Origin of the sequence: Chrysiogenes arsenatis DSM 11915, from assembly GCF_000469585.1 — a bacterium.
Taxonomy (GTDB): domain Bacteria; phylum Chrysiogenota; class Chrysiogenetes; order Chrysiogenales; family Chrysiogenaceae; genus Chrysiogenes; species Chrysiogenes arsenatis.
Genome location: NZ_AWNK01000005.1, coordinates 1 through 15,985 on the forward strand (window position 1 = coordinate 1; position 15,985 = coordinate 15,985).

Genomic DNA, 15,985 nt, shown 5'->3' on the forward strand with positions numbered 1-15,985 from the left:
TTTGTAGTCCGTTAAGAATACTAAGCCAGAACTTTGCCCTTCATTTCGGCGATCCACATGCCAAGAACTTCCTTTTGTCCCTCCATGGTGACAGCCAACGCGAGATACACTGCTTTGTTGATAATGTGTCCGCCTTGTCTCCCTTTCACCCTGATAGCATCCAGATAAACAATGGGGTAAACTTCATCAAGGGGACGGTTTTGCCATGATTTCACATCGTCAATCACAGCATCGGTTACTTGGGATATTAAGGTGGGGGAAACCTCCACTCCATACATCTCTTCTAAGTGAACTTGAATGTCCCGTGTACTCATGCCCAGCGCGTACATAGAGAGGATTTTATCGTCAAAACCATGAAAGCGGCTTTGACCTTTGGGGATAATTTTTGGCTCAAAACTGGCGTCGCGGTCACGGGGAACATTGATCTGAAGCTCACCAAACTCACCACTAATGGTCTTTGGATATTTGCCGTTGCGTGAGTTTCCAGCCTGCTTGTCTGACTTTCCATGTTTGGCATAGCCAAGATGGTCAGTCATCTCTGTCTGCATTGCACGCTCTACAAGTCGCTTCGTTAACTCTTTGAGTAGACCGCCTTCGCCTACAAGATCTTCAGGCTTTTTATAGTTGGCAAGAAGCTGGTCGAGAAGTTCATCGGAAATGGCCATAGGATACTCCTTGAGATATGATCAGAATGGTATCGTAAATGGCCACTTACACAAAATATTTTACACACTCAGTTTTTTCTACAGCGAAAAACGGGATGAATTATTCGACTTTACCCAAACCATATTTGAAGTTCCCGCATCCATATTTGTACGCACAGATCGACCAGATATTGCGAAATTAGCCGATTTGTCTGGAAAAAAAATCGCCATGCAACGTGGCGACTACGCCGCAGAGTATTTGAAATCGCAAGGGATCACCGCCGAAATAGTACCAACCAGTACCTTTGCTGAAGCAACAAATATGGTTATTAACGGCCAAGCCGATGCCATTATTGGTGATGAGCAAATTGTCCTCTATCACCTCTACCGCTCGAATCTCAACCTTGAACTAAAAATTATCGGCGAACCCCTCTATATCGGATTGAATAGCATGGCGGTACTACAAGGCCATCACTTACTTCAATCAATAATAAATAAAGGGATTGAGCACGCTGACGCTTCCGGAATGCTTGATCGCCTCAGTCGCAAGTGGATTGGCACTACGTTGCCCGACCATGCGACCGAGTCTATAACCCTTTGGCCGTATATTCTTGTCGCCTGTGGAGGCATCGCTCTCGTTGCGCTGTGGAACCTTTCGTTACGCCATACAATCACGCGCCAAACAACTCAAATCAAAAAAAACCAACAACGGCTTACCTATATCATTGAGGGCTCGCAAGCTGGAACGTGGGAATGGAACGTTCAAACGGGAAGGACTGTTTATAATGAACGGTGGGCAGAAATGCTGGGTTACTCCTTACCGGAATTATCGCCCCTTGATATCACCCTTTGGCAGCGACTGTCACATCCTGATGACCTTGTTAAAGCGGAAAATGCACTGGAACAACATTTTGCAGGCGAAATCGACAGCTATCGCTGCGAAGTGCGCATGCGCCATAAAGACGGCCATTGGGTATGGGTGCTTGACCGTGGGCGTGTTTACGAATGGGATGCCGATGGCGCACCACTTTTAATGGCCGGAACCCATTTGGATATCACCGACTTAAAGCAAGCCGAAGCAGGCTATCAACTCTTATTTCAATCCATGCTGAACGGTTTTGCACTCCATGAAATTGTGTGTGATAGCGCAGGTAACCCTATTGACTACCGTTTCCTTGCGGTCAATCCGAGTTTTGAGCAGATGACTGGCTTGCGCGCACACGATATTGTCGGTCGTACCGTCCTTGAAGTACTCCCCAATACCGAGCCGTATTGGATAGAAACCTACGGTAAAGTCGCGCTCGGCGGTGAACCTATTTTCTTTGAAAACTACTCCAGAGAAATTGGCAAACATTTTCAAATCACTGCCTTCAGCCCGTCGCCCCATCGTTTTGCATGTGTTTTTGCGGATATTACAGAACGCAAGCGGGCAGAAGATGCTCTTCAGGCGAGCGAAAAAAAGTTTCGCGAAGTCACAGAACTTTTGCCGCAAACCGTTTTTGAATCGAACCTACAAGGAATACTCACCTACGTCAACCAAGCTGGATATAAAGCTTTTGGGTATACAGAAGCCGACCTTGTTCGTGGCATGAATATTACCGCTACGATTATTCCCGAAGACCACGCCCGTCTTGCGGAAAACCTCAAACACATTACGCTCACAGGAATCGCAAAAGGGAATAGCTATACCGCTTTGCGTAAAGATGGCAGCACATTCCCCATTCAAGTTTACACCAGTGTGTGCTACGAACATGGCAAGCCTACCGGCTTCCGTGGCGTTCTTATCGACATGACAGAACTCGCGCTCGCAGAAACGGAGCTGCGTATTGCCGCTGCGGCCTTCGAGTCACAAGAAGGGATGGTGGTGACAGATGCCAATGGCGTTATCCTTAAAGTGAATACGTCATTCACCGAAACCACAGGCTATCAACCCGAAGAAGTGATCGGTCAAAATCCACGAATTTTACAGTCCGGCTATCATGATGAAAAGTTTTACCGCGATATGTGGGAATCGATCAATGCTTCGGGTGTCTGGCAGGGTGAAATCTGGGATCAGCGCAAAAACGGAGAAGTGTACCCTAAATGGCTCACTATTTCGGCAGTCAAAAATGCCGCGGGGCGTGTTACCCATTATGTCGGCAGCCATTTTGACATTACCGAACGCAAACGAGCCGAAGAACGGATTGCCGAACTGGCCTACTTCGACCAACTTACCGGGTTACCGAACAGAACGCTTTTCAATGATCGCCTGAAGCAGGCTATGACCGCAGCTGGTCGTCGTGGCGTCTATGGAGCACTCTTTTTCATTGATCTTGACAACTTTAAAACCCTGAACGATACCCTCGGGCATGATATGGGTGACTCCCTGTTAAGGCAAGTTGCCCAACGCCTTACCAGTTGCGTGCGCGGCGAAGATACCGTGGCGCGTCTTGGCGGCGACGAATTTCTGGTTATGATTTCTAGTCTGCATAGCGATAAGACCGAAGCGGCACAAATTGCGGAAACAATTGGCGAGAAAATTCTTACCACACTCAATCAGCCGTATACACTCGCAGGATTACTGCATCACAGCACGCAGAGCATTGGCGTAACCCTTTTCCTCGGCGAAGATACATCCATTGATGAGATGATGAAACAAGCAGATCTTGCCATGTATAAAGCCAAAGCCTCCGGACGCGATGCTATCCGTTTCTTTGACCCTGCAATGGAAATAGCGGTTACCTATCGGACAGCTTTGGAAAAAGATCTCCGCAACGCAATCCGAGAAGGGCAACTGATACTTCACTATCAAGCACAAATTGGTGAAAATGGCACTGTCACCGGCGCTGAAGCTCTTGTGCGCTGGCAACATCCCACACGTGGCATGGTATCACCAGCCGATTTTATCCCTTTAGCCGAAGAAACTGGCTTAATTCTTTCCTTAGGCCAATGGGTTCTTGAAACGGCTTGCACGAACCTTGCCTGCTGGGCATCAGAACCAAAACTGGCTGACCTGACACTGGCGATCAACGTCAGCACGCGGCAATTCCGCGAACTAAATTTCGTTGCCACCGTTCTCGACTCAGTTCAGAAAACAGGTGCCAATCCCGCACTTTTGAAGCTGGAACTTACAGAAAGCCTATTGGTAGAAAAGGTTGATGATGTCGTTGATAAAATGGCTACGCTGAAAACCCATGGGATTGGCTTTTCACTGGACGATTTTGGCACCGGATACTCCTCGCTGGCGTATCTGAAACGTCTACCACTTGATCAATTAAAGATCGACCAATCCTTTGTGCGCGATGTTCTGGATGACCCAAACGATGCCACCATTGCAAAAACAGTCGTAGCGCTTGGGAAAAGTTTTGGGCTGAGTGTCATCGCCGAAGGGGTGGAAACGGAAGCGCAGCGGGAGTTTCTTGCAAGCGTCGGCTGTTACGCCTGCCAAGGCTACCTCTTTAGCCGACCACTGCCGATTGAACAATTTGAAGCGTATGTGAAAAACAACTTTTAATTGACGCAAAAAAACCCCTCGACCGACTGGCCGAGGGGTTTTATGTATTGGAATGAGTGCGAAATTACTTCGCTTCTTCTGCCCACTTTTCGAGCATAGCAGTCGTAACAGACTTCGGACGCTCGATAGCATAGCCAAGGCCGCGATCCCAAGTGATGTTAGCAAGTACGCCGATGGCGCGGCCAATGCCGAACAGAACGGTGTAGAAGTCATACTCGGTAACACCGTAGTACCACTGGATAACGCCAGACTGTGAGTCAACGTTTGGCCATGGGTTCTTCGCTTTTCCTTGCTTCGTAAGAACGCCAGGAGCCACTTTGTAGATCATGCTGACAACTTTAAAGAGCGGATAATCCTTCAGCCCTTCAGTGTTCAAGCAGAACTCGCGCTGTGAAGTGTAACGTGGGTCAGTCTTACGCAATACTGCGTGACCGTACCCAGGAACAACTTGACCGCTGTTCAGTGTATCCCACAGAGCTTTTTCGATCAGCTCTTCGGTTGGCTCTTGGCCGCCGAGTTTTTCCATGAACTGTTGTGTCCAACGGAGAACTTCTTCGTTCGCAAGACCGTGAAGTGGGCCGGCAAGACCGTTAATACCAGCAGAAAGTGAGTAGTACGCATCAGAAAGAGCCGACGCAACAAGGTGAGTTGTGTGTGCAGAAACGTTCCCTGATTCGTGGTCAGAGTGGAGGATGAAGTACATACGAGAAACGTCGTCATAAGGAGCAGGAACGCCCATCATGTGTGCGAAGTTTCCGCCAAAGTCGAGGTTTGGATCAGCAGGGATATGGACGTCCCCTTTGTACTTCATACGGTAGATGTACGCGCCGATAGCTGGGAGTTTGGCGAGCAGGTCAGTACACTCTTCGTACATGTACTCCCAAGCATCCATTTTGTTGAATTTTCCGCTCTTATAGTAGGCAGAAAACTTTGATTCGCGTTGCATAGAAACGATCGCAGCCGAGAACATTGCCATTGGATGCGAGTCGCGCGGCAGCGCGCGGAGCACGTCATACACGTACTGTGGAACTTGTGAGCGTGCTTTGAAGTCAGCAACTAACTCAGCAACTTCAGCTTCTGTTGGCGCTTCGCCAGTCAATAGAAAATACCAGAAAGATTCTACAGTAGGGTAGTTTTTCCCAGCAACTTTTGGCAAACAAGCAAATGTTTCGTCAATTGTTTTACCACGGAAACGAATCCCTTCTTGTGGATCAAGGTAAGAAATGTCGGTTACCAGACACTTCACATCACGAGCGCCACCGATACACTGTTCGATGGTCACTTCGCCAATCTTCACGTTACCGTGTTCTTTCATGAGTTTTGTGGTACGCGGACGGTGCTCAACAATCTTTTGGCGCAGTTTCTCTTTAAGTCCCATACTGATGCCTCCTTAAAATCACTTTCTATTGACTTAGCACAAACGTGCTATAACGACCAGCAGCCTTTACTTAGGCCAAATTTCTGTATACAATATACCAAGATTCTAGTGATGGCAAGTATTTTTCGAAATGATGTTTGATTCCTATCGGGGGTATAGAAATGGCCAAAATACCGCAAGAACCATTATTTGAGATGGTCTTTCTCTACAATAAAATGACGTCTTTTTATGATGAAACATGTGCTTTAAGCGATATTTCTCGTGGCGAACGACGCTCTGAATGGCTCCCAGATGTCGATATCAGCGTGAGCCCAAAAGAGTATCGTGTAGAAGTCGCCCTCCCCGGAGTGGACAACGAAGATGTAGAACTCGAAATTCGCGGCAAACACCTCGTCATCTCTGGAGTACGGCGTTTGCGCAAGCAATCAGAAGGGTGCACGTACGTGCGAATGGAACAAAACCACGGTGCCTTTCGCAAGCGCGTGTATCTGGAAAATGACATTGACGAAAAAAATGTTTGTGTTGAACTGCGCGATGGCCTCTTACGAATCCATCTTCCACTACAGACGACAACCGGTGCCAGCGCATGATGCACGAACGAAGCGCATTACTGATTGGCGAAGCCGGAATCCAAACACTCGCTCGATCAAGCATGGCGGTTATTGGCCTTGGTGGAGTGGGTTCATTTGTGGCCGAAGCACTGGCTCGTTCAGGAGTTGGCACGCTCTATTTGCTTGATGCCGATGTGGTCAGCACTGGCAACCTTAACCGCCAACTCGTTGCCCTCCATTCTACAATCGGCCATTCAAAAGCCGAAGTCGCACAACAACGTGTGCTTGATATATCGCCCACCACAACCGTACACATTAATACCGACTTCTATACCGAAGGGGAACTATTTGGCGGCGCGACGGTTGATCTCGTCTTTGACTGCATCGATTCGCTCAACCCCAAACTACGCCTTTTGCGCCGCTTGCTCGATGCCGGACAACCGTTCATCAGCTCGATGGGCGCTGGCGGCAAACTTGATCCGCAACAAGTGCAAATTGCCAAATTAAGCCAAACCGACATTTGCCCCTTAGCCGCGCGTGTGCGCAAATTCATCCGCCGCACCGGCCACACCCTTGACTTCCCTGTCGTCTATTCGCGGGAAAAACCAATCACACCACACACTCCGCTCATCAGTAAAACCGCCCATGGACGCGACCGCGTGGCACAGGGAAGCATGATCTTTGTCCCCGCCACCTTCGGTCTTTCTATGGCATCATGGGGCTGCCGATGGTTGTTATCTGGCGGAAAAACTGTGTAAAATGGTGACCCTTGTGTTCATCGCTATTTTAGAAGTACCAAACAATAAAGGATGTATGTATGCCACTTCCCCCCGAACTTCAGTCCATTTTAGTGTGCCCACAGTGCAAAGGGACACTGGAATACGCAACCACTCCGCGCGAAGAACTCCACTGCCATGCCTGCGCACTGGCATATCCCATCACTGATGACATCCCCATCATGCTGATAGAAAAAGCAAGGAGCCTTGCATGTCAAAAGTAATTGTTGCGCTTGATACCTCAGATCGGATGATTGCCCGCAGCACCGTCGATGAGCTCGCCTCTTTTCGTCCGTGGTTCAAAATCGGTAAGGAACTGTTTGTTTCCCATGGACAAAAAATAGTCGAAGATGTTGTTTCTGCTGGCGCACACGTTTTTCTCGACCTCAAGTTCCATGACATCCCCAATACCGCTGCCCAAGCCACCCGTGCCGCTGCCGAACTCGGTGTGCGGATGGTGAACGTTCATGCCAGTGGCGGTCGCACCATGATGGAAGCCGCCGCGAACGCGCTGAAGGATATCAGCAATCCGCCGCTCCTGATTGCCGTTACCGTCCTGACCAGCATGGGAGCCGATGAATTGCGCGAAGTCGGCATTGAAGCACCCCTAGAGCAACACGTTTTACGGCTCGCCACGCTCGCGAAAGAAAGCGGACTCAATGGAGTGGTCTGTTCCGCGCGTGAAGTGCGCCTGATCAAAGAACACCTTGGCGAAGATTTCCTGACGATCACACCGGGCATTCGCCCCGCGTGGTCAACCACTGACGATCAAACCCGCATCACCACACCAGCCGATGCCGTGAAGCTGGGGACAGATTTTATGGTAATCGGTCGCCCAATTACCAAACATAAGCGCCCGCAAGAAGGGTATGCCCTGATTCAAGAGGAGATCGACGCTGCTCTACGCGGATAATCAACTGCAAATTTTTGCTACCCCGCAAAGGCTAGGACTCAACCACCGCGCGAGCCAAAAGCTCCTCTATCAGCTTGGATATTTAGTGCGCGGAGAAAGCGGATTTGGCTATCTGCCAAATATTGCTGCCCGAAAAAAATATTACGTCCGGCCACTGGTTCCGATGGAGCTGATGACCACAACAACTGTGCCAACAAACCATTGCGAGCACTGTGATGGCTGCTTAAACCATTGCCCAGCCAAAGTCATTGGCCATGGCCATACCGCCAACCAATCATTGAAGTGCCTCGTTCATCAGTGGTTACTTACATGCAATACCTGCATTACAGAATGTAATCGAAGACAAATTTCAAAGGCTTGCCACCCGACTACCTGAAAGGGTATAAGCTCCCCAAGAGATGAAAAGAGGTAGAATATGTCATTGACCGTTGAAAAAGTTCGGGAGGCACTTGCCCCCGTCAAAGACCCCGAAATCGGCAAAACCCTGCTCGAACTCGGAATGATTAAAGATATCCAGGTCGATGGCGGAGATGTTCTGGTGGTCGTCGAACTAACCACCGCCGGATGCCCGCTCAAAACACAGATTGAACGCGAATGCCGCGAAGCGGTAGAAACTGTCGCTGGCGTCAAAAGCGTCGCCATCCGGCTGACCGCACCTGAAACAACTGCCGTCGAAAATCCCCTCCCTGGCATTAAACACATTGTGGCTATTGGCAGTGGCAAAGGTGGCGTCGGCAAATCGACGGTCACTTGCAATATGGCCGTCGCTCTCGCACGTATGGGTTATAAAGTTGGCTTAATGGATGCCGATATCTACGGCCCATCGGTGCCGAAAATGTTCGGTGTGACTGAGCGCCCGACCGTGCGTGGCGAAGATATTGTTCCGCCGCAAACCGCCGACGGCATCAAGATTATGAGCATGGGATTTTTTCTCGATGAAAACGACCCTGTCATCTGGCGCGGCCCCGTTATTCACAGTGCAATTAAACAGTTTATGTGCGAAGTGGCATGGGAAGAACTCGACTTTCTGCTGCTCGACCTTCCCCCAGGAACTGGCGATGTGCAGCTGAGCCTCGTACAAACCGTGCCGATTACTGGCGCGGTAGTCGTTTCGACGCCGCAAGACGTTGCCCTGCTCGATGCCCGTAAAGCGGTAGCTATGTTTGAAAAAACCGGCGTGGAGATCCTTGGTATTGTCGAAAATATGAGCTACCACATCTGCCCCAACTGCAACCACGAAAGCCATATTTTTGGCACCGAAGGGGCACGCAAATACGCAGCTGAAAAGAAACTCCCTTTCTTAGGCGATCTCCCGCTCAGCATTGCCGTGCGCGAAACCGGCGACGCTGGCACACCGTTCTACGCCGCACTGGAAAGCGAAAGCGACCTCGCCAAGAAGTTCACGAAAATTGCGAAAAACCTTGTCGCCAGTGTTAGCGTGCGGATGCAAACCAAACCAGCACCGCAGAAAATCGGCGTATCTAAAGGTGGCAAGTCGGCGTGTAGCGGAGGATAATGTTCTTTCTTTTCACGTGAAAAGAATGGCAACTCTTACACACAGACGCATATAGACATCCATTAACTACATGGTGTCATTTCGAACGAGCGTAGCGAGGAGAAGTCTCAGAAAAAACAAGAGATCTCTCACTGCGTTCGAGATGACAAGGGAGATCGTAAATGGTTACAAAATTTTCAGCATATACGGCAAATCAACCGCCAAAAATAACAAGGAGATAGTATGACCAAGCAACACAAAATCGCCGTTTTACCCGGCGACGGCATCGGCCCAGAAGTCATGGCTGTAGCGATCGAAGTGCTCGACACCGTTGGTGCACAGTACGGACTGACTTTTGAAAAAGAGTGGGCTGATGTTGGCGGGATCGCCATCGACAACTGGGGCGAGCCACTGCCCGCTAAAACCCTTGAAGCATGTAAAAATGCCGAAGCGATCCTGTTTGGCTCCGTCGGTGGCCCCAAATGGGAAAACCTGCCACCGGAAAAACAGCCGGAACGTGGCGCACTCTTGCCTCTACGGAAAATATTCGGTCTATACGCTAACTTACGTCCAGCCATCATCTTCCCAGCACTGACTGGCGCTTCAACCCTTAAAGAAGAATGTATTGCCGGTGGCATGGACATTCTGATTGTCCGCGAACTCACGGGCGGAATTTACTTCGGTCAACCGAAAGGGCGCGAAGAGAAACCCGAACGCAAAGCATTTGACACACTTGTATACAGCGAATCCGAAATCCGTCGTATCGCCATCGTTGCTTTTGAAGCCGCCATGAAGCGCAACAAAAAACTCTGCTCTATCGACAAAGCCAACGTCCTTACCACGTCAATCCTGTGGCGCGAAGTGGTCGTAGAAGTCTCGAAAAACTACCCTGAAGTCGAACTGACGCACATGTACGTCGACAATGCCGCTATGCAGCTCGTGCGTAACCCGAAGCAATTCGACGTGATCTTGGCCGACAACATGTTCGGCGATATCTTGTCTGACGAAGCTGCCATGCTAACCGGTTCACTCGGCATGTTGCCATCGGCATCACTGGCTGAAGGAACGTTCGGACTGTACGAGCCATCAGGCGGATCAGCACCTGACATCGCCGGACAGGGGATTGCCAACCCGATTGCGCAAATCCTTTCGGCGGCGATGATGCTGAAGTTCTCTTTCGGTGCCATCGAAGCGTCGGAAAAAATCGAAGCTGCTGTTCGCAAAACCCTTGATCAGGGCTACCGCACCGGCGACATCATGAGCCCCGGCATGCAGCGCGTGAATACGAAAGAAATCGGCCAAGCGATTTTGGCAAACCTGAAGTAACTATGAACAAGGGCAGGAGCAATCCTGCCCGTTTTCCGCATCAACTTCCCCCACACAAGGACACCCCATTGAACCCGAAACATTTTATTGACTTGCTTCCCGAACATGAACAAAACGCCCTCGCCGCACTGAGCGAACGCCTCGCCGACCTAGAATGCGTCCAGTACGCCACCCTCTACGGCGGCCGCATGGAAGATGGAGAATCGCCACTGAACGTGATCTTTCTCGTTCCCGAACGGACAGAAGCTGCGCTTGCCCAAATCACCACGCTGCTCGATGCCATTGAAGCCGAATACACGTGCCATATCAAACCCGATATTTTTGCTGTCGTTCCCTTTCTGACGTTACTGGAGCAACGTCCCTCGTGGCTGAAGAACTTTGAGCAGGATGGAATCGTCCTGTTCCGCCGTTAAGCCCACATGCACAGGCGCGCCCGGTCACTCTTTTCCTTTGTCATGCTGGTACTGCTTCTCGTATCTATTCGCCCTCTCACCAGCACCGCTACGACCGTGGCCGACCTTGAACACTACGTCTACCTCTCTCAACCGCAACTCACCGATACCGTGGCTGCCGTTGTGGTCAACTCGAAACGGATCGACCTCTATGACCATGACGGGACGCGCATTGACTCGCTGGAGTCGCCACGCGGTTCCATCACACAATTGACCGCTCACGCGACGCAACCGGAGCTTTTCTTTCTTGCGAGTGACACGAACAACCGCCGCCAAGTCTTTCGCTGGAACCACGCGCACGCGACCGTGCAACAACTCACTTCGTTTGATGCTGGCGTACTGCTCTTTTCCCTCGGTCATGACGCCCTTTACCTTGCCGTCAATAGCGGACGATTGAATGCAAAAACACACGATCCCATCCAGTTTCACGACCTCTATCAACAGACAATTGCTACCCGTGAAACCACCCCGTTACTGCAAAACCAACCACTCCGCATCACATCGCTTGACGTCGCTCCCGACGAACAATCGCTCCTTTTCGCCGCGCATCGTGACGAACCAATCTGGTATCCCGTCGATTACGATATTTTCCTGTTCGACACAACCAACCGATCACTTACCACACTGGTTGAACGCCCTGCTATGGACGCCGCACCGCGCTTTTCCCCAGATGGCAGCCGCTTTCTGTACCTCAGCGCCAACGGTGTTCCCGGATGGGGCTACCAATTACAACCGCGCATCTACGATTTCGCTACCGGTAGCGACACACCACTGGCCATCCGTCCACCAGACGACTGCCGCATCGCAACGTGGGTCAACAACCACACCGTACAGTACCTCAGTGTCGCGGGAATGCAACAACGGCTCATCACCCAAACCACTGGTGCCACCCCACAAGAAACCCAGTTCCCCTCGCCCCACTATATAGAAAACTACGCGTCCCGCGGCGCTACCACACTCCTCTTGAGTGTCCATATCGACGAACCAGAAGAGTTGTCATTCTTCATGGGCAACACGCTTCGCTGGCGAACACACTACAACAAACAGACACGTGATCTCCCGCGCGGAGCAACAGTACCCATCGCCTGGCAATCGGGTGAGCAAACCATCCACGGCCTCCTTACCTTTCCGGTACACTACGACGCCAACAAACGCTATCCACTTATCTTGAACTTGCACGGCGGCCCAGCCGATGTCTACACCGAACGATTTAGCGGCTACCCATATTTCCTGCCGGTTCAAGTTATGGCTCATCGGGGTGCATTTGTGCTACGGCCAAATCCCCGTGGCAGCGCTGGTTGGGGACTCCAATTCCGCCGTGCCAATATCGGCGATTGGGGCGGCGGCGATGTAGATGATGTCATCGCAGGGGTCGATTTTGCCATCGCACACTACGCGGTAGATACCAACGAACTCAGCGTCGCTGGCTGGAGCTATGGTGGCTACCTCAGCGCAATGGCCATCAGTCGTTACCCCGAACGCTTCCGTCGCGCCATCATTGGAGCCGGCATCACCAACCTTACCAGCTATATCAATTCTACGCTCTACACTGGCTTTGCCGAATCATATATGGGCGACCTTGACCAACTTCCACTGCTCATTGAGCGCTCGCCGCTTTTTTATACAAAATCCGTGCAGGCCGAAGTGCTGCTGATACATGGCACCCGTGATCGCATCGTTCCTTACGCGCAAGGAATAGAATATTATAACGCACTGCTCAAACACGGCGTGCGTGTCCACTTCGACAGCTACCCGTTTGCCCACTCGTACCGTCACTCAGGGGACACGGCCAAACTTCAGCAGCGTGTGGTTGACTTCCTCCTGCCAGAGTAAACATCCATCAAAGGAGAACTTTTTCAGATGAAAACACTGCACGACATCGCTACCGCGCTCGATATCGAACCACTCCCACACTACGCCACGCTCACCCCAACCGCGCTTGCGTGGGATAGTCGCACCATCCCTGACAATTCACTCTTTATCGCCGTTGCCGGTCTAAATTACGATCCGCATGATGATCTACCGTCGCTTGCGGCCAGCGGAAAAATTCTGGCAGCGCTCGTCGAGCGAGAAATCTCGCTGAGCATCCCGACACTGGTTATTCCTGATCTCGCCGAACGCGAAGGGGAAATTGCTGCACTCTGCTACGACTATCCTGCGCGCCAGATGCGCGTTGTTGGCGTTACCGGCACCAACGGCAAAAGTTCTACCGTTACCTATCTTGCCCAGATCTATCATGCGCTCGGTAAACGTGCTGCGGTGCTGGGAACACTCGGCTACGCCGTGTGGCCAGAGCCGCTAACGCCGCTTTCTAATACCACACCACGCGGCGCCGAGCTCCAAACCCTGTTCAACACCAGCATCGCCGAGGGTGTCGACTATCTCTTTATGGAAGTCTCTTCCCATTCACTGGAACTTGGCCGCGTACAGGGAACTCAGTTTTTCGGTGCGCTGTTTACAAACCTTACTCCGGATCACCTCGATTTCCACGGCACCATGGAAAACTATCTCGCCGCAAAGTGGCGCCTGTTTACCGAATATTCCCCCGCCATCGCGCTGGTCAATCGTGAACGCGTTCCACTGAGCGCTACACAGTGGCATACCGTCGCAAGTTATGGAACAAATGGCTCTTGGCGCGTAGAAAACCAAATCATGGATGAACAAGGGATTGCTTTCCAGATGCAAGGGCACCATTTCCGCGCACCGCTCTATGGCCCCTTTAACCTCGAAAACATCCAGGCAGCTGTCGCATTTGCGCTGGCAGACGGCTACGCTCCAGCCGAAATAGCGGAGGCACTTACTACCCTGCAACCCCCAGCCGGACGCTTTCAGGTTGTGGCCGTCAACAGCATCCGTGCCATCATTGATTACGCCCATACTCCAGATGCTTTGGAACGCTTACTCCACGGTGCGCGCGCCCTCTGCACCGGTCGATTGATTGTTGTGTTTGGCTGTGGTGGCGACCGCGATACCACGAAACGCCCTAAAATGGGAGCACTGGCATCGCAGTTGGCAGATATCGCTCTTGTCACCGACGACAACCCACGTACCGAAAATCCAGATCAGATTATCGCGCAAATCATAGCACCGATGGATCCTGCCAAAACCGAAACCATCCGTGACCGTACCACCGCTATTCAGCGCGCCTGCGAACTTGCAGGCGAGGATGATTTGCTGGTAATTGCTGGTAAAGGGCATGAAGAATACCAAATCTACGGAAGAGAACGGATTCACTTTAGCGACCTAGAGACCTTCCAAAAAACAGCGCAAATGGCGAAAATAACATCAAGCAAACCGTAAAACTGACGAAGAGTTATCCTAATGAGGTCGATTTCCCTTGTAGAAAGAGGGGAAAACCCCTAACAATACTGAAAAACAGACACGAGGTGCCCTATAAACAAGAATGTCATCAAACTTATTATTGGTCTTGGCGTTGTCGGCCTATTACTCGGCGGGTTGGTTATTTGGGAAGCAAATACTGAAAAAAATTACGGTTACGTAAAAACCGTCAGCCCATCTGGCCGCTAGGGTAACGCTACCGTTCACGCCCCAAGGAGTTTGGGGCTTTTTTTTTGTGCTTTTCAGCAGACCGCCCCTTTCAATTCAGGTCGGGAGGGTTTGCGGAGTTGGCCTGTTCGTTACTCATAGATTATCTCGATTGCTGGTTTTCAATCTTTTCACACGCCACCACACCACGTTATCTTGCCAACATCATTTGAGTTCGACACCGTTAGCTAATCGACTTGCCGCGGCTAATAGCCGATCAAATTCTGGTGGATAACTGTTGTCGCCTGAGCTTTCAATGAATGCATAAGGGAGCCGTAACACAAATTGCCATTGAGTTCCGTCGCAAACCCCAGGGTTTACATATCTACTATTCCAGTCCCAAACATTTATTTCGTGACACACTTGCAGAAACTTTGACCAAGCACCTTTCTTTACGCTAAGAACGGTGGTTGGCACTACATGCCCATCACTGAGATGCCAAATTTCGTAGTCAATCGTTTCATCTTTTAAGGTAAGCGCATACGATGAGCCAAAGTAGCCGCCGACGGAGAAGTGAAACTCTACTGGGATCAGATCAGTGTCACCGATATCGGCAACCTGAAGTTTCTCAATCTCTCGGTGTGCCTTCAAAATTATTTCAAAATGTGACAGTGGTACGTCAATGCCCTGCTCGAAAAAGTCAATAAGGTACTTCTCCGAACAAGGGCGAAATCCTTTGCGATAGCAGAATAGATATGCCACCGCCTCGGCTTCCAGCTCTTCTATTTCGTGAGAAAGACGTTTTGTCCGTTCAGATAAATGATCACAAAAAATATGTGCCAGTTCGTGAACTAGCGTGGGGAACTGTTGAGCAATACCGTGATTTGAGTTGATTGTGAGAGAATAATGTATTTGTGGCGAGTTTTTCTCGTCCGGTTGCGTATAGCAAGTCACGTATCCCGCTTGAAAAACTGAAAGTGGTTTGAACTCTACGTGAATATTCTTTTTATCGCAGTTGTAGACAAGACGCCGGAATGCTAATTCCAAGTCAGCGCCAACAGACCCTTCAAATGGGAACAGGCGATCGCATAACGCGCCTAGCGGAATATCACTCTCATACCCTTCTATAGGCCGCCCATCCGTATCCCGAATATCATAGACAAATGCAACCGGACCAAAAGGGATAAGCGTTACAATTGGCGCTGCGCCTGGCAGCACGTAGCGATCATACACCTTCCATTTTGATTCAGAAAAAACCAATTGCGCATCGGGCCGCTGCTGCGCAATCAAAAAGGCATTGTAAGGAGCAAGATAACGACTTTGTTTGAGGAAATCTAACCGCAAAAAGAACGCTGGTGGCTGTTCAGACATGCGCCGCATACGCTCTATCAAATCTTCCAATTGCGTACGAAGGTGCTGTACCTTCAGCTCGCATGGTAATCCCTTTCTGTGTTATTCCGCGAACGGCTAC

The 15,985-nt window shown here is 50.6% G+C and carries 12 protein-coding genes and 1 pseudogene; 10 read left to right on the forward strand and 3 right to left on the reverse strand.

The window, feature by feature from the left end:
- A pseudogene (locus P304_RS13605) lies at positions 1–665 on the reverse strand (IS256 family transposase); the annotation flags it as partial.
- Between P304_RS13605 and P304_RS15905 the strand changes: the two are divergent.
- On the forward strand, positions 658–4,137 hold the full coding sequence (locus P304_RS15905; RefSeq protein ID WP_084417488.1) for an EAL domain-containing protein: 3,480 nt from the start codon (positions 658–660) through the stop codon (positions 4,135–4,137). The pseudogene P304_RS13605 and the gene P304_RS15905 sit on opposite strands and share 8 nt — an antisense overlap.
- Positions 4,138–4,201: 64 nt before the next feature.
- Here the strand turns inward: P304_RS15905 and P304_RS0102390 are convergent, their stop codons facing one another.
- Complete coding sequence (locus tag P304_RS0102390) at positions 4,202–5,515, reverse strand: citrate (Si)-synthase (RefSeq protein ID WP_027389241.1); 1,314 nt, start codon at positions 5,513–5,515, stop codon at positions 4,202–4,204.
- A 161-nt stretch (positions 5,516–5,676) separates the two neighbouring features.
- Between P304_RS0102390 and P304_RS0102395 the strand changes: the two genes are divergently transcribed.
- The 9 genes from P304_RS0102395 to P304_RS0102435 all read left to right on the forward strand — a co-directional run bounded on the left by P304_RS0102395 (position 5,677) and on the right by P304_RS0102435 (position 14,328).
- A complete protein-coding gene (locus P304_RS0102395) occupies positions 5,677–6,105 on the forward strand; it encodes an Hsp20/alpha crystallin family protein (RefSeq protein ID WP_027389242.1) in 429 nt (142 codons plus the stop codon).
- Complete coding sequence (locus P304_RS0102400) at positions 6,102–6,824, forward strand: tRNA threonylcarbamoyladenosine dehydratase (RefSeq protein ID WP_027389243.1); 723 nt, start codon at positions 6,102–6,104, stop codon at positions 6,822–6,824. The genes P304_RS0102395 and P304_RS0102400 overlap by 4 nt, the downstream gene beginning before the upstream one ends.
- A gap of 59 nt (positions 6,825–6,883) precedes the next feature.
- Positions 6,884–7,066 carry a Trm112 family protein gene (locus P304_RS0102405; RefSeq protein WP_027389244.1) on the forward strand — a complete coding sequence of 61 codons (183 nt, stop codon included), beginning with the start codon at positions 6,884–6,886 and terminating at the stop codon, positions 7,064–7,066.
- Positions 7,054–7,755 carry an orotidine-5'-phosphate decarboxylase gene (gene pyrF / locus P304_RS13615; RefSeq protein WP_034763846.1) on the forward strand — a complete coding sequence of 234 codons (702 nt, stop codon included), beginning with the start codon at positions 7,054–7,056 and terminating at the stop codon, positions 7,753–7,755. Before P304_RS0102405 ends, pyrF begins: the two co-directional genes overlap by 13 nt.
- 415 nt (positions 7,756–8,170) lie before the next feature.
- A complete protein-coding gene (locus P304_RS13620) occupies positions 8,171–9,271 on the forward strand; it encodes an Mrp/NBP35 family ATP-binding protein (protein ID WP_051321333.1) in 1,101 nt (366 codons plus the stop codon).
- A gap of 222 nt (positions 9,272–9,493) precedes the next feature.
- On the forward strand, positions 9,494–10,576 hold the full coding sequence (gene leuB / locus P304_RS0102420) for a 3-isopropylmalate dehydrogenase (protein WP_027389245.1): 1,083 nt from the start codon (positions 9,494–9,496) through the stop codon (positions 10,574–10,576).
- Between the two features lie 68 nt (positions 10,577–10,644).
- Positions 10,645–10,989 carry a hypothetical protein gene (locus P304_RS0102425; protein WP_027389246.1) on the forward strand — a complete coding sequence of 115 codons (345 nt, stop codon included), beginning with the start codon at positions 10,645–10,647 and terminating at the stop codon, positions 10,987–10,989.
- Between the two features lie 42 nt (positions 10,990–11,031).
- Positions 11,032–12,861 (forward strand): alpha/beta hydrolase family protein, encoded by a 1,830-nt coding sequence (locus P304_RS15910; RefSeq protein ID WP_160164999.1) that lies wholly within the window; start codon positions 11,032–11,034, stop codon positions 12,859–12,861.
- A 27-nt stretch (positions 12,862–12,888) separates the two neighbouring features.
- A complete protein-coding gene (locus P304_RS0102435; protein WP_027389248.1) occupies positions 12,889–14,328 on the forward strand; it encodes a UDP-N-acetylmuramoyl-L-alanyl-D-glutamate--2,6-diaminopimelate ligase in 1,440 nt (479 codons plus the stop codon).
- 411 nt (positions 14,329–14,739) lie between these two features.
- Here the strand turns inward: P304_RS0102435 and P304_RS0102440 are convergent, their stop codons facing one another.
- A complete protein-coding gene (locus P304_RS0102440) occupies positions 14,740–15,885 on the reverse strand; it encodes an ImmA/IrrE family metallo-endopeptidase (protein WP_160165000.1) in 1,146 nt (381 codons plus the stop codon).
- Positions 15,886–15,985: the final 100 nt, after the last annotated feature.

Bases quoted from the DNA above. Each gene is read 5' to 3' on its own strand.
- P304_RS0102440 (WP_160165000.1), bottom strand. From the start codon at position 15,885: ATGTCTGAACAGCCACCAGCGTTCTTTTTGCGGTTAGATTTCCTCAAA.
- leuB (WP_027389245.1), top strand. From the start codon at position 9,494: ATGACCAAGCAACACAAAATCGCCGTTTTACCCGGCGACGGCATCGGC.
- P304_RS0102400 (WP_027389243.1), top strand. From the start codon at position 6,102: ATGATGCACGAACGAAGCGCATTACTGATTGGCGAAGCCGGAATCCAA.
- P304_RS15910 (WP_160164999.1), top strand. From the start codon at position 11,032: ATGCTGGTACTGCTTCTCGTATCTATTCGCCCTCTCACCAGCACCGCT.
- P304_RS15905 (WP_084417488.1), top strand. From the start codon at position 658: ATGGCCATAGGATACTCCTTGAGATATGATCAGAATGGTATCGTAAAT.
- P304_RS0102395 (WP_027389242.1), top strand. From the start codon at position 5,677: ATGGCCAAAATACCGCAAGAACCATTATTTGAGATGGTCTTTCTCTAC.
- P304_RS0102405 (WP_027389244.1), top strand. From the start codon at position 6,884: ATGCCACTTCCCCCCGAACTTCAGTCCATTTTAGTGTGCCCACAGTGC.
- P304_RS13620 (WP_051321333.1), top strand. From the start codon at position 8,171: ATGTCATTGACCGTTGAAAAAGTTCGGGAGGCACTTGCCCCCGTCAAA.
- pyrF (WP_034763846.1), top strand. From the start codon at position 7,054: ATGTCAAAAGTAATTGTTGCGCTTGATACCTCAGATCGGATGATTGCC.
- P304_RS0102390 (WP_027389241.1), bottom strand. From the start codon at position 5,515: ATGGGACTTAAAGAGAAACTGCGCCAAAAGATTGTTGAGCACCGTCCG.
- P304_RS0102435 (WP_027389248.1), top strand. From the start codon at position 12,889: ATGAAAACACTGCACGACATCGCTACCGCGCTCGATATCGAACCACTC.